Raw genomic sequence first — 13,550 nt, 5'->3', positions numbered from 1 at the left:
CAGACCGCCGCCCGAGCGCACGCAGGAAGGACCCCGCAGATGAGCGCTTCCGTCGCCCTGTTCACCGCGGATCTGCGGGTCCACGACAACCCGGTGCTGCGCGCCGCGCTCGACGGTGCGGACGCAGTGGTGCCGCTGTTCGTGCTCGATCAGGGCGTACGGGCGGCGGGCTTCGACGTACCCAACAGGTGGGCCTTCCTCGCCGACAGCCTCGCGGACCTCGACGCCGGACTGCGGGAACGCGGCGGCAGGCTCGTGGTGCGCAGCGGCGACGTCGCCGAGGAGACATGCACGGTGGCCGCCCAGTGCGGCGCGCGGCGGGTCCACTTGGCCGGGGACGTCAGCCGTTACGCCCAGGTCCGCGAGGAACGGCTGCGGCGCCGGCTGGAGTCGGACGGGCGGCAGCTGTGCGTGCACGACGCCGTCGTCACGGCGCTTCCGCCGGGCGAGGTGACGCCGCAGGGCCGGGACCACTTCGCCGTCTTCACGCCCTACTTCCGGCGCTGGGCGGCCGGAGGCCACCGTCCGGTACTGGAGCCGCCGCGCAGGGTGCGCGTGCCGGAGGGGATCGCATCCACCGCCCTGCCGTCGCGTTCGAAGGTGAGCGGGGTCTCGCCCGGGCTTGCACGCGGCGGCGAGAGCGCGGGCCGCGCACGATTCGAGTCGTGGCGGAAGGGACCGATGAAGACGTACGCCGACCGGCACGACGACCTGGCGGCGGACGCCACATCGCGTCTGTCGCCGCATCTGCACTTCGGGACGCTCTCACCCGTCGAACTCGTCCACCGGGCCCGACGGACAGGGGGCGACGGCGCGGACGCGTTCGTACGCCAGCTCGCCTGGCGGGACTTCCACCACCAGGTACTCGCGGCCCGGCCGCACGCCTCCTGGGAGGACTACCGCGCACGCGGCGACAGATGGCGGCACGACGAGGACGAGATCGCGGCCTGGCGGGACGGACGCACCGGATACCCCCTCGTCGACGCCGCGATGCGGCAACTGCTGCACGAGGGGTGGATGCACAACAGAGCCCGGCTGCTGGCGGCGAGCTTCCTCACCAAGACGCTCTACACGGACTGGCGGGTCGGCGCCCGTCATTTCCTCGGCCTGCTCGTGGACGGCGACGTGGCGAACAACCAGCTCAACTGGCAGTGGGTGGCGGGCACCGGCAACGACACCCGGCCGAACCGCGTGCTGAATCCACTCACCCAGGCCAGGCGCTTCGACCCGAATGGCGACTATGTGCGGCGCTGGGTTCCCGAACTCGCCGGCGTCGAAGGCGCCTCCGTACACCGGCCGTGGAAGCTGCCCTCGCGGGAACGTGCCCGCCTGGACTATCCCGGGCCGCTGGTGGATCTGGCGGAGGGGGCGGACCGGTTCCTGCGGGCACGTGGACGGTGACCCGGGGGGCGGTTCAGGAGAGGTGACGGTCAGCGACGGTCCGAACGCGCATGGCTTCGCGCGGGTGAAGAACCGGGCAACGACTCCGTCCCCGCCGGGCGTTGTGACGTGCCACACAGCAGCCGCGCACGGCGTCGGCAGCGCATCCGCCCACAAGCGGATGCAGTGGCCGCACCAGCGAGCGCCACGCAAGGGGCCGCAACCGCGAGGCGGCACAGGGCGAAGCCCTCGGCCCAAGAGAGGTTCCGGGGCCCAACCACCAAGAGGCCGCAGGCGGCGAAGCCCCCGCACAGAGGGGTGCAGGGGGCGCAGCCCCCCTGGGGGTGCGGGAATGGCGAAGCCCTCGCCCCACGCGGCGAAGCCGCGAAAAAACAATGAGGGCGACCATGTCCGCGCCTTCCGCGGACACACGTCGCCCTCGCCCTCGTGGAGCCTAGGGGAGTCGAACCCCTGACATCTGCCATGCAAAGACAGCGCTCTACCAACTGAGCTAAGGCCCCGCTGCGCACAAGAGTACCGGCTCCCCGTAGCGAATTCCGACCGGGTATCGCCCGTCGTCCGCCACCCTCCGTAGGATGCACGGCAAGTTCGCGTCAGCGAAGTGCCAGGGGAGTCCAGGGGAGACGTGATGGACGCAGCACAGCAGGAATCCACCGCGAAGGCGCGTGAGCTGCAAAGTCAGTGGTACGGCGAGCCGCTGGGGACCCTCTTCCGCCGGCTCATCGAGGATCTCGGCCTGAACCAGGCCCGGCTGGCCACCGTGCTGGGCCTCTCGGCACCCATGCTGTCCCAGCTGATGAGCGGCCAGCGCGCGAAGATCGGCAACCCCGCCGTCGTACAGCGGGTGCAGGCGCTGCAGGAGCTCGCGGCCGAGGTCGCCAGGGGCGAGGTCAGCGCGGCCGATGCGACGCAGCGCATGGAGGAGGTGCGGCGAAGCGCCGGCGGCAGTGTGCTCAACAGCCAGGCGCAGACGGCCTCTTCGGGCAACGCGACGCAGACACCCGTGAAGCGGGTGGTGCGCGAGATCCAGGCGTTGCTGCGTTCCGTCTCGGACGCGGCGGACATCCTCGACGCTTCGTCCGCACTCGCCTCCACCCATCCGGAGCTGGCAGAGTTCCTCCGGGTGTACGGAGCGGGGCGCACCGCGGACGCCGTCAAGCACTACGAGTCGCATCAGAACTGACGGCAGGCAGAGGGCGCTCAGAGCAGCGGCACGGGCAGCGGGCACAGGGGGACAGGGCGGCATGGGTGAGGTCTTCGCCGGACGGTACGAGCTGGCCGACCCGATCGGGCGCGGCGGAGTCGGTGCGGTGTGGCGTGCGTGGGACCGGCGCCGCAGGCGTTACGTCGCCGCCAAGGTGCTGCAGCAGAGCGACGCCCATTCGCTGCTGCGGTTCGTACGCGAACAGGCTCTGCGCATCGACCATCCGCATGTGCTGGCGCCGGCCAGCTGGGCGGCCGACGACGACAAGGTCCTCTTCACGATGGACCTCGTCAGCGGCGGCTCCCTCTCCCATCTCATCGGCGATTACGGGCCGTTGCCGCCGGGCTTCGTGTGCACGCTGCTGGACCAGCTGCTCGCCGGGCTGACGGCGGTGCACGCCGAGGACGTCGTGCACCGGGACATCAAGCCCGCCAACATCCTGCTTGAGCCCACCGGCAGGGGACGGCCCCATCTGCGTCTGTCTGACTTCGGCATCTCCATGCGCAAGGGTGAGCCGCGGCTGACGGAGACCAACTTCGTCGTGGGCACCCCCGGTTACTTCGCGCCGGAGCAACTCATGGGCGCCGAGCCGGACTTCACGGCCGATCTGTTCGCCGTTGGTCTCGTCGGGCTGTATCTGCTGACCGGGTACAAGCCCGACTCCCTTGAGATGGTGGCCCGTTACGAGCACGGCGTGCCGCCCGCTCCGGACCGTGTCCCGGAACCGCTGTGGCAGGTTCTGGGCCAGCTCCTGCAACCTGATCCGCAGCACCGCTTCCGTACGGCGACAGGCGCCCGCAAGGCACTCGCGGCCGCGGCGGAGATGCTCGCGCCCGACGCGACGGCCGAGCAGGAGGTCGTCGAGGTGTTCGACCAACTCGGGCCGCTGCCCGAGGGCTTCGGCCCGGACGGACCGCTGACGAGCGGGAGCGCGGCGGCCTCTCCCGCGTCGCCGGGCTCACCGGGGGCCGCTCCGGCGCAGGGCGCGCCGCCGGCCTCGACGGCCCCTTCGGCCACGGGAAGCTTCCATCTCGCGCCTCCGCAGGGCGCGTTCGGTGCCCCTGAGCAGCCGGCCACGCCGCCGACCCCGACACCGACACCGACCCAGGCCCCGGCACCCACGCAACCCGTGTCCGCCCCCGCCCCGTACGGGAACCCGTCCGCGCCTTACGGGGCCGTGCCCCAGCAGACGACGCCGTACGGGCAGACGACCGGCGCGGCCCCGGTGCCCGCCCCCGCGCGCAAACCGGGACCGTCCCCGAAGACGGCGGTCACGGTCCTGCTCGTCGCGCTGACCTGTCTGGCCCTGGGGGTGTGGGCGCTGATGTCTGTCTGAGCGGGAATCCCGCCCGGCGGGCTCTACGGCCGCTGCTGCGGCGGCTGTTGCTGCCCCGGCCCTGCCCCTGGCCCCTGCCCGGGGAAGCCGCCGGGCGCCGCGGCCGCCCGCCGCCGTGCAGCCAGCGTCCACACCGCGAGTACGAGGATGAGCACCACGCCTGCGCCGATGCCCGCGTAGGCCACGATCCGGAGGGTGTCGCTGCGCTTCCCGTCCGCCGCGCTCTGGCCCTTCTCCGCCTGCTCCTTGTCGGCCTCGCTGACGCCGAAGCCGGCTGCGGACGCGTCGCCCGCGTACTCGGGCCCGGCCTGGGCCTTGCCCGTGACGTCGACCCGAAGGGTCAGCGGGGCCGTCGACTTGAAGTACTTCGACAGCTGCGGGGAGACCGTCACCGCCAGATAGTGCCAACCGGCCACGCAGGGCGTGTTCTTGGAGAACTCGAAGCGGCGTGCGTACTCCACCGGCGGCGTGTGGACCGCTGCCTGCGCCGACTTGTCGGGCGTGTAGGGGACGAACGGGTCGTCGTCGAACTGCCCGCGCGCCGGGTTGTAGGCCGTGACGCCGAGCCCGTTGTAGATCGTCGGCGGGTACTCGCCCGGTGAGTTCGCGCTGCCGAGCTCGACTGCGGCGTTCAGTCGCTGTGCCCAGTCGACCGGCACGCGGTAGAAGCGCGTCTCACCCGGGCGGATGCGGTCCTTCCACACACCTTTCGAGAGCGCGCCCGCGTCGCTGAAGCCGCTGCCGCCGTGTGCCTGTCTCTTCTCACCGCCGGTGACGGGAGCGGGGGTCTCCTCGCCCGCGTCCGTGTCCGCTCCGGGCGCGGTCGGCACGGCTTCGGGTCCGCCCTTCAGTCCGGGCTCCGACATGAAGCGGATCTCCAGCGGCCAGCGGGCAGGGTCGGACGTCGCCGGGCCCTCGCGCTCGACGGAGAAGAGATACGGGCCCGCTTCCTGGCACTGGTCGTTGACGCCGATGATGCGCGTGGCGTGATCCGCTATCGGATAGCCGGCGCCCTCGGCGCTGAACTGCGGCTGCCCCGAGCCGTTGCAGGCACTTCCGTCCACGTTCGCGAGCTCGATCTTCAGTCCCTCACCGACGCCCTTGACCCGCGAGCCCGGCTTGGGAGCGGCGACCGCGGAGATGAACGCGCTGGACTTCGCGTCCAGTTCGACGCGGTAGTACCTCTTCTCGCCGCGGCCGACGGAGTCGGTGTACGTGCCCGGCTCGATGCCGGGCGCATCACCGCTGCCTGCCGTGCCCTTGACCTTCTCGGCGTCGTCGGCCATCCCGTAGGGGGGCACGCCGCCGGGCCCGTCGGCCGGCGCGGCCACCGCCTGTCCCGGCACCGCCGCCAGCACGCAGAGCGCCGCCGCCACGGCCACCACCGGTGCGACCAGGGGCACAGTCACCGGTCCGGCCACGGGGGCCGCCCCGGATATGGCCGCCTGCTCTCCCATGCGCCGTCCCCTGCCACTCATGAGCCTAAGAAGCCCAGTACGCCGCGTCACCACGCGCTCCCCCTCATCGATTCCGCCCCGCCCTCTGCGCTGCCGCCACCCGTGCCGACCCCGTCATGGGTGCCGGCGCCGCGCCCGTCGCGGCGCCGCGACGCGGCGAACCACCAGGCGAGCCAGGCCAGAAGCAGCAGACCCACCCCTCCGGCGACGGCCGCGACGACCAGCGGGCCACCCCATCCTGCACCGTCATGCGCGCCACCGCCCTCCCCGCTGTCCTCGCCGTCCGAGGCGGCGTCCACGCCGGCCCCGGAGCCCTTCGCCGCCGGGGCGTCGTGCTGCGGTCCCGCCTTCGCCTCGCCCTTGACGTCCACGCGGAGCGTGACGCCGATGTCGGGATTCTCCGCGATGCGCGCGGCGTTCGCCCCGAGCGTGACCGCGATGTAGTAGTCGCCGTCCGTGTGGACGGGCACCACGTGTGTGCCGCTCTCGAAGCGGTTGGTCCAGGAGACCGGCACAGTGCGCGAAGAGGCCCCGACCGCCTGAACGGTCAGGGCCTCTCTGCGAATCTGTGATTCCGCGAAAACGCCTTGGTTTCACACACCCGAACCTGCGGGTACGGAGTCGGTCGCCTCCGTCCACAGATCCTGCTCGGCGCGGTCCGCCTGGATCTGGCGGTACACGAGGAGCCCGCCGATGGCGGCCAGTGCGACCAGGAGAAGCTTCTTCACCGCGCTACCTCGTCCTTCTGAGAGACGTTGGGACCATCTGGCGCCCGATGATACCCAACCGTCCACCCTCACCGCGGAGTCCGCCCCGACGATGACGATCTCCGTTCCGCGCACCGCATGCGCACGGCGTGCGCACGGCGGCGGACCGCTGCGCGGCGCTCCGGCGGCGGCTCAGCGGCGGGTTCGGCGCCAGGTTCGGCGCGAGGTTCAGTGGCGCGCTGTCCGCGTCATTCCCACACGTCGGCCTTCCCCCCGCGCCATTGGATCAGCACAGGGTCGTCGAGACGCACCTGGTCGGGGTCGAGTCCCGCGCGGCGCAGGATCTCGACGAGGTCCGCGATTCCGCGGGCGAAGCCGAGGTCGTCCCCATCGACCCTGTCAGCGGTTATACGGCGCCCACCCGTGGGTGCGGGCGGATGCACGACGATCGACGCAGCCATAACCAAAAGAGTGCGACGGTTCGGCGCACACCGCATCCCGAACCTCCGCAACACACAGCGACGGCCGCAACACACAGCGCCATCGTCCCCAATGAGCGGGCCCGCGCCCTACGTTGAGATCCGCACTCCGAGAGGATCTCCCCCAGTGACCGACTTCCCCGACCGCCCTCTCCGCATCGGCACCCGCAGCTCTCCCATGGCCCTCGCGCAAGCCGCCCAGGTGGCGGAACTCCTGCACCGCATCGCCCCCGGGCTGGCCACACGGACCGTGCCGGTCACCACCTCCGGCGACACGTGGCCGGGCTCCCTCACCCACGCCGGCGGAAAGGGTCTGTTCGTGAAGGCCGTCGACCGGCAGCTCCAGCGCGGCGAGGTCGATGTCGCCGTCCACTGCCTCAAGGACGTCCCCGGGGACCGGCCTCTGCCGCAGGGCCTGGCCGTCGCCGGGATGCTTCCCCGGGCCGACGTGCACGACGTGCTGCTCGTACCCGAGGGCTCACCGGTGAGTTCGCTCGCGGACCTTCCCACCGGCTCGGCGGTGGCCACCAGTTCCGTACGCCGCAGGGCCCAACTCCTCGCCGTGCGGCCCGACCTGCGCATGCTGGACGTGCGCGGCGCGGTCGCCACGCGCCTGGAGAAGCTGGACGGCGCCCGCGCCGGCCTCGGAGCGGACGCGATGGTGCTCGCCAGGGCCGGGCTCGTACGTCTCGGGCTCACGGCACGCATCCGGTACGAGTTCCCCCTCGCCGAACTGCTGCCGGCCGTCGGCGCGGGCGTACTGGTGCTGCACTGCCGCAGCGAGGACGAGGCCGCCACCGCACTCCTCCGCCGCATCGACCACCCCCGGACGCACGCCGAAGCCACGGCCGAGCGCTCGATGCTGGCGGGGCTGCGCGGCCACTGCAACTCACCCGTCGCCGGGCACTGCGTCACCGCCGCGGACGGCGGGCTCAGCCTGCGCGGCCTGGTGTTCACCCTCGACGGCACCCGCACCGCGCACGCCCATCTGCGGGCCCCCCGCACCGGCGACGCCGCGGACCTCGGCACCCGCGTGTGCACCGAACTGCTGCGCCACGGCGCCCGCACCATCATCGACGGCACGGCCCGCGCCTCCGGCACCACCGGAGAGCCCGGCGATCACGGCGAACCCGGAGGAGACGCCGGAGACGCCGGAGAACGGCGATGAACATTCAGCCACGTCCCCGGCGGGTGCCGGCGCGGGATGCGGCACACCTCAGCTGCTCACCCCGCGGTCGAGCTCCCAAAGCTGCAGCAAGGACGAGGAGTTGAGCGCCCACTCCACACCCGTGATGTCGTCGTGTGCCGCGATGTACTGCTTGCTCTGCCACAGCGGCAGCACCGGCACGTCGTCGGCGACGATGTTCTGGGCGCGGGCGAAGCTCTTCGTGGCGTCCGCCCGGTCGGGTTCACGCCGGGTCCGCGGTATCAGTTCGTCTCGGATCTCCTTGTTGGCGTAAGGGGAGGCGAGAACGTTGTTCTTCTCGAAGAAGGGCGCGACGAAGTTGTCCGCGTCCGGGAAGTCCGGGAGCCAGCCGAAGCCGTGCACCTGGAACTTCCCCTTGGACGCGGCGGAGCTGTAGGAGTCCAGGGGCTCGGCCTCGACGTCCGCGTCGAAGAGTCCGCTGTCGTCCAGCTGCTTCTCGAGCATCGCGAACTCCGTGGCGGTCACACCGCCTCGGCCGGTACGGGCGTGGTGAAGCTTGATCTTCACCGGGGGCTTCACCTCGGCGTCGTCCAGGGTGCGCTTCGCGGCTTTGACGCTCGGCTCGCCGTACTCGTTGAAGAAGGAGTTCGTGTGCCCCGTAAGGCCGCCGGGGACGACGGAGTACAGCGGCTCGGCTGTACGCGGGTAGACGTCGCCGACCAGCTGCTTGCGGTCGATGACCTGAGCGAACGCCTGCCGCACCGCGCGCCGTCCCACCGTCTTGTCCTCCGTGTCGAAGACGAGGTAGTGGACCCCCTGTCCCGTCTGCTCGACGAGATCGATGTGGTCGTCCTGTTCCGCCTCCAGCCGGTCGACGAACCGGGACGTGATGCCGCGGTTCATCATGTCGATGTCGCCGGAGGTGAGTGCCTTCTGGAGGGCGCCGGAGCTGCCGAAGAAACGCAGCTCGATCTCGTCGCTCTTCGCCTCGGGGCCGCCCCGGTAGTCCGGGTTCCTGGCGAGGAGCAGCTTGCGCCCCTTCTCGTCGAAGTCGTCGATCACGTACGGCCCCGAGCCGGTTCCCTCGGAGCCCTTGGCGACGCGTCCGGCGGGATAGGTCTCGCTGTCGACGATGGATGCCGCTGGGGTGGCGAGCTTGTACGGGAAGGTGGCGTCCGGCTTCTTCAGGTGGAAGACGACCTTGTTGCCGTCGGTGGCCTCGACCTTGCCGACATTGCTGAGCAACGAGGCCGGACCGCCCTCGAGATTGATGCGGAGCAGGCGCTCGATGGAGAACTCGACGTCCTCGGCGGTGAGCTCGTTCCCGTTGGAGAAGGTCAGCCCGTCCCGCAGAGTGCAGCTGTACCGGTCGTTCTGCTTGAAGGCGAAAGCGCACTTCTCGGCCGCGTCCCGCACGGGGTCGGTGCCCGAACGGGGCGGCCGCAGCAGTGTCTGGAATGTGTTGCGCATGACGTTCCAGGAACTGACGTCGTATGAGGCGGCCGGGTCGAACGGCGCAGGGGTGTCCTCGGTGACCGCGACTCTCGCCGTCGTACCGACCACGATGCTCTTCTCTTCGTCGCCGCCGCCCACTCCGTCGCTGCAGGCAACGAGTGCGAAGGCAAGCAGCCCGGCCAGGGCGGGGGGTGTAAGAGTCCTGCGGTTCATTGTCGGCACTCTCCTTCATCCGGCCAGAGGTTGACGCAAGGCGAATGGCGCGGGGAGACGTTAACTTCTGCAGCCGAAAACTTGAGCAGGGCGATCCGGAACGGCCGATTCGATCCCGGCGACGGATAACCGGGTCCGCAATACGGACGCAGGAACGTATCGCACGTCCGCGAACAGATGCGCGCACAAAGGTTCGTGGATCGTTCGCCCGACCCGGCCTCAACCACATGAACGAGGAAGTGTCGATGGCTCGCTCAGTGACAAACCTCACTGCGCCAACAGCCGTACGTTGTAGGCCAGTTCACTCATTCAGTGAGCATCGGCGGGCAACTCGTCACACGCATGCCGCAGGGTCGTCCGAGAGGTCTTGCTTGCGATTTCCGGATCGTTGCACCGTTGTCCAGACATCGCAGACTCGGCAGGAAGATGCGAGAACACAAGCTTGGAGGAGGACCTGATCCTCGCCGCGCGCGACGGGCGTCCGTCCGAAGTCATCCGGGACGTCAAAAGACCACCCACGTCCGGACGTAGGTGGTCTTTTCGCTGGTGGGGCTAGGAGGACTTGAACCTCCGGCCTCATCCTTATCAGGGATGCGCTCTAACCATCTGAGCTATAGCCCCGTGCTGCACCGAAAGATTAGCGCACTTCCATCCAGGCCCCCAAATCGGTTCAGGGCCCGTTTCCGCTGCTACTCGTCCTCGGCGAGGGTGACCTCGACGCCGCCGACGAAGCCCGCCGACAGGTTGTAGATGAAGGCACCCAGCGTCGCCAGAGCCGTCGCGAGGACCACGTCGATCACCGCGATCACAGTCGTGAACAGCAGCACCCTCGGCAGCGACAGGAACGACTCGAGATCGAAACCGCCGCCCGCGTCGCCCGACTCCGTGGCCTGGCTGACCGTGCCGGAGATGGCGGAGAAGACGCCCATCGCGTTCATCACCATCCACAGCACCGCGACCGCCACGATCGTGCACACGCCCAGTGCTATCGACAGCAGGAAGCTGACCTTCATCACGGACCACGGGTCGGCCTTGGCGACGCGCAGCCGCGCCTTCCGGGTCCGCGGCACCGTACGGGCCCCGGTACGCGGACGCCGCACGGCACCCGCGCTCAGGCCCACGCCCGCGCCGGCGCCCGCTTCCGCCGTGCTGCCCGGATCCGGGCCCGGGCCCGGGCCGGCGTTCGTGCCCGCCCCCGCACCGTCCGTACGGGACTGCTGACCGTGACCGCCGCCCGCAGGCCCCGGCGCCGCGACACCCGCCGTCGGCGGGGTCACCGGCGGAGCCGGATACGCCTGCGGGGGACGATGCGGCTGCGCCTCGGGCAAGGGCTGGGACTCCGGTTGCGGCTGCTGCCGCGCCCCGGCCTCCTGCCCTGCATGAGGCTGCGGCTGGGCACCACTCACGCCTTACTCCTCGTCGTCCGAATCGTCCGACTCGACCGGCACTGCAGCCGGCGCCTCACCCGGCGCTCCGCCGGGCTCCACAGCCGCCTCCACTTCCTCGGCCTCACGGCCGGCCTCGGCGTTGCGGGCAACACCGACGACCGCGTCCCGCTTGCCCAGGTTGATCAGTTGGACGCCCATCGTGTCACGGCCCGTCTCCCTGACCTCACTCACGCGTGTACGAATCACACCGCCACCGAGCGTGATCGCGAGGATCTCGTCGTTCGCCTCGACGATCAGTGCGCCCACCAGCGAGCCGCGGTCCTCCACGATCTTCGCGGCCTTGATGCCCAGGCCGCCCCTGCCCTGCACGCGGTAGTCGTCGACATCGGTGCGCTTCGCATAACCGCCGTCCGTGGCGGTGAAGACGAACGTACCCGCACGCACGACGTTCATCGAGAGAAGTTCGTCACCTTCACGGAAACTCATCCCCTTCACACCGGAAGTCGCACGTCCCATGGGCCGCAGCGCCTCGTCCGTCGCCGTGAAGCGGATCGACTGCGCCTTGCGGCTCACCAGCAGCAGATCGTCCTCGGGGGAGACCAGCTCCGCGCCGATCAGCTCGTCGTCGCGGCCGTCCTCCATCTGCCGGAGGTTGATCGCGATGACGCCGCCGGAGCGCGGGGAGTCGTAGTCCTTCAGCGGAGTCTTCTTCACCAGGCCCGACTTCGTGGCCAGCACAAGGTTCGGCGCGGCCTCGTAGTCGCGGATCGCGATCATCTCCGCGATCTGCTCGTCCGGCTGGAACGCGAGGAGATTCGCGACGTGCTGGCCACGGGCCTCCCGGCCCGCGTCCGGCAGTTCGTACGCCTTCGCGCGGTACACGCGGCCCTTGTTGGTGAAGAACAGCAGCCAGTGGTGCGTCGTCGAGACGAAGAAGTGGTCGACGATGTCGTCCTCTTTGAGCTTCGTACCGCGCACGCCCTTGCCGCCGCGCTTCTGCGCCCGGTAGTCGACGGCCTTCGTACGCTTCACATAGCCGCCACGGGTGATCGTGACGACGATGTCCTCCTCCGCGATCAGGTCCTCGATGGACATGTCGCCCTCGAAGGGGATCAGCTTCGTGCGCCGGTCGTCGCCGAACTTCTCCACCAGCGCCGTCAGTTCCTCGCCGATGATCTGCCGCTGACGCTCCGGCGAGGCCAGGATCGCCTTGTACTCGTCGATCTTCGCCTGCAGGTCGTCGTGCTCGGCGGTGATCTTCTGCCGCTCCAGGGCCGCCAGGCGCCGCAGCTGCATCTCGAGAATCGCGTTGGCCTGGATCTCGTCGATCTCCAGCAGCCCCATCAGACCGCCGCGCGCGTCATCGACGGTCTGGCTGCGCCGGATCAGCGCGATGACCTCGTCGATCGCGTCGAGAGCCTTGAGCAGGCCGCGCAGGATGTGCGCCCGCTCCTCCGCCTTGCGCAGCCGGAAACGCGTCCGGCGTACGACGACGTCGATCTGGTGCGCCACCCAATGCCGGATGAAGGCGTCCAGCGACAGCGTGCGCGGCACGCCCTCGACGAGCGCCAGCATGTTGGCGCCGAAGTTCGTCTGAAGATCGGTGTGCTTGTAGAGGTTGTTCAGCACGACCTTCGCGACCGCGTCCCGCTTCAGGACGATCACCAGCCGCTGGCCCGTGCGCGAGGACGTCTCGTCCCGTACGTCCGCGATGCCGCCGACCCGGCCGTCCTTCACCAACTCGGCGATCTTGAGCGCCAGATTGTCCGGATTGACCTGGTACGGAAGCTCGGTCACGACCAGGCACTGCCGGCCCTGGAGCTCCTCGACCTCGACCACCGCGCGCATCGGGATCGAGCCGCGGCCCGTGCGGTACGCCTCCTCGATGCCCTTACGGCCCACGATCAGCGCGCCAGTGGGGAAGTCGGGGCCCTTGATGCGCTCCATCAGAGCTTCCAGCAGCTCTTCGCTGGAGGCGTCCGGGTGCTCCAGATACCACTGGGCGCCGGACGCCACCTCGCGCAGGTTGTGCGGCGGGATGTTCGTCGCCATGCCGACCGCGATGCCCGCACTGCCGTTGATCAGCAGGTTCGGGAAGCGCGCCGGCAGGACCGTCGGCTCCTGGTTGCGGCCGTCGTAGTTGTCCTGGAAATCGACCGTCTGCTCGTCGATGTCACGCAGCATCTCCATCGACAGCTGCGTCATCTTGCACTCGGTGTACCGCATGGCCGCCGCCGGGTCGTTGCCGGGCGAGCCGAAGTTGCCGTTGGAGTCGACCAGCGGCATCCGCATCGACCAGTGCTGCGCGAGCCGCACCAGGGCGTCGTAGATCGAGGAGTCGCCGTGCGGGTGGTACGTGCCCATCACGTCGCCGACGACGCGGGCGCACTTGTAGAAGCCCTTCTCCGGCCGGTAGCCGCCGTCGTACATCGCGTACAGCACCCGCCGGTGCACCGGCTTCAGACCGTCGCGGATGTCCGGCAGCGCACGCGAGACGATCACGCTCATCGCGTAGTCGAGATACGAACGCTGCATCTCGGTCTCAAGGCTCACCGGATCGACACGCGAAGCCGCGCCCTCGATCTGCACCGGAGCGGGATCGCCTGCGACGACCGGCTCGGTGCCCTCGTCGCTGTCGGGGCTGTCAGGAGTGGGGGTGATCTCGTCGGCCATTGCTCAGCTCAAGTCCTTCAGTGTGTTTGCGACGCGCCGAACTCCGCGGTGCAGTACGGGCCTTGGGCGGGCCTTGCCGGCGGCCGGCGT

11 protein-coding genes and 2 tRNA genes are annotated in these 13,550 nt (G+C 70.0%); 4 read left to right on the top strand and 9 right to left on the bottom strand.

Annotated elements, in window-relative coordinates; genetic code table 11:
* Window positions 1–39: 39 nt before the first annotated feature.
* Window positions 40–1,401 (top strand): cryptochrome/photolyase family protein, encoded by a 1,362-nt coding sequence (locus ACSMXX_RS15470; protein ID WP_473179280.1) that lies wholly within the window; start codon window positions 40–42, stop codon window positions 1,399–1,401.
* Between the two features lie 427 nt (window positions 1,402–1,828).
* Here the strand turns inward: ACSMXX_RS15470 and ACSMXX_RS15465 are convergent.
* Window positions 1,829–1,901, bottom strand: a tRNA-Ala gene (locus tag ACSMXX_RS15465).
* Between the two features lie 128 nt (window positions 1,902–2,029).
* On the opposite strand from ACSMXX_RS15465, the gene ACSMXX_RS15460 reads away from it, so the two are divergent.
* Together ACSMXX_RS15460 and ACSMXX_RS15455 are read left to right on the top strand one after the other, a co-directional pair.
* Entirely contained in the window at window positions 2,030–2,584 is a 555-nt protein-coding gene (locus ACSMXX_RS15460; protein ID WP_473179279.1) for a helix-turn-helix domain-containing protein, read from the top strand.
* Window positions 2,585–2,645: 61 nt separating this feature from the next.
* On the top strand, window positions 2,646–3,941 hold the full coding sequence (locus ACSMXX_RS15455; RefSeq protein WP_473179278.1) for a serine/threonine-protein kinase: 1,296 nt from the start codon (window positions 2,646–2,648) through the stop codon (window positions 3,939–3,941).
* Between the two features lie 23 nt (window positions 3,942–3,964).
* Here ACSMXX_RS15455 and ACSMXX_RS15450 read toward each other — a convergent pair whose 3' ends face one another.
* From ACSMXX_RS15450 to ACSMXX_RS15435, 4 genes are all read right to left on the bottom strand, one after another.
* On the bottom strand, window positions 3,965–5,398 hold the full coding sequence (locus ACSMXX_RS15450; protein ID WP_473179277.1) for a hypothetical protein: 1,434 nt from the start codon (window positions 5,396–5,398) through the stop codon (window positions 3,965–3,967).
* Window positions 5,399–5,445: 47 nt separating this feature from the next.
* Window positions 5,446–5,913, bottom strand: coding sequence for a hypothetical protein (locus tag ACSMXX_RS15445; RefSeq protein ID WP_473179276.1), 468 nt, complete (start codon window positions 5,911–5,913; stop codon window positions 5,446–5,448).
* 78 nt (window positions 5,914–5,991) lie between these two features.
* Window positions 5,992–6,126: a DLW-39 family protein gene (locus tag ACSMXX_RS15440; protein WP_003958712.1), complete on the bottom strand. Its 135-nt coding sequence runs from the start codon at window positions 6,124–6,126 to the stop codon at window positions 5,992–5,994.
* Between the two features lie 227 nt (window positions 6,127–6,353).
* Entirely contained in the window at window positions 6,354–6,566 is a 213-nt protein-coding gene (locus tag ACSMXX_RS15435; RefSeq protein ID WP_473179275.1) for a hypothetical protein, read from the bottom strand.
* 145 nt (window positions 6,567–6,711) lie between these two features.
* Between ACSMXX_RS15435 and hemC the strand changes: the two genes are divergently transcribed.
* Window positions 6,712–7,752: a hydroxymethylbilane synthase gene (hemC, locus tag ACSMXX_RS15430; RefSeq protein WP_473179274.1), complete on the top strand. Its 1,041-nt coding sequence runs from the start codon at window positions 6,712–6,714 to the stop codon at window positions 7,750–7,752.
* Between the two features lie 48 nt (window positions 7,753–7,800).
* Here the strand turns inward: hemC and ACSMXX_RS15425 are convergent, their stop codons facing one another.
* From ACSMXX_RS15425 to gyrA, 4 genes are all read right to left on the bottom strand, one after another.
* On the bottom strand, window positions 7,801–9,399 hold the full coding sequence (locus ACSMXX_RS15425) for an ABC transporter substrate-binding protein (protein WP_473179273.1): 1,599 nt from the start codon (window positions 9,397–9,399) through the stop codon (window positions 7,801–7,803).
* 544 nt (window positions 9,400–9,943) lie between these two features.
* Window positions 9,944–10,020 (bottom strand) — tRNA-Ile (locus tag ACSMXX_RS15420).
* 68 nt (window positions 10,021–10,088) lie between these two features.
* Window positions 10,089–10,805 (bottom strand): DUF3566 domain-containing protein, encoded by a 717-nt coding sequence (locus tag ACSMXX_RS15415; RefSeq protein WP_473179272.1) that lies wholly within the window; start codon window positions 10,803–10,805, stop codon window positions 10,089–10,091.
* Window positions 10,806–10,808: 3 nt separating this feature from the next.
* Window positions 10,809–13,460, bottom strand: coding sequence for a DNA gyrase subunit A (gene gyrA / locus ACSMXX_RS15410; RefSeq protein ID WP_473179271.1), 2,652 nt, complete (start codon window positions 13,458–13,460; stop codon window positions 10,809–10,811).
* Between the last annotated feature and the right edge of the window lie 90 nt (window positions 13,461–13,550).

The organism is Streptomyces sp. DSM 116795 (assembly GCF_055792905.1).
The sequence above is the reverse complement of the archived record's forward strand: the minus strand, read 5'-3'. Positions and strand labels throughout refer to the sequence as shown.

Bases quoted from the DNA above. Each gene is read 5' to 3' on its own strand.
- ACSMXX_RS15455 (WP_473179278.1), top strand. From the start codon at position 2,646: ATGGGTGAGGTCTTCGCCGGACGGTACGAGCTGGCCGACCCGATCGGG.
- ACSMXX_RS15450 (WP_473179277.1), bottom strand. From the start codon at position 5,398: ATGGGAGAGCAGGCGGCCATATCCGGGGCGGCCCCCGTGGCCGGACCG.
- ACSMXX_RS15470 (WP_473179280.1), top strand. From the start codon at position 40: ATGAGCGCTTCCGTCGCCCTGTTCACCGCGGATCTGCGGGTCCACGAC.
- ACSMXX_RS15425 (WP_473179273.1), bottom strand. From the start codon at position 9,399: ATGAACCGCAGGACTCTTACACCCCCCGCCCTGGCCGGGCTGCTTGCC.
- ACSMXX_RS15460 (WP_473179279.1), top strand. From the start codon at position 2,030: ATGGACGCAGCACAGCAGGAATCCACCGCGAAGGCGCGTGAGCTGCAA.
- gyrA (WP_473179271.1), bottom strand. From the start codon at position 13,460: ATGGCCGACGAGATCACCCCCACTCCTGACAGCCCCGACAGCGACGAG.
- ACSMXX_RS15435 (WP_473179275.1), bottom strand. From the start codon at position 6,566: ATGGCTGCGTCGATCGTCGTGCATCCGCCCGCACCCACGGGTGGGCGC.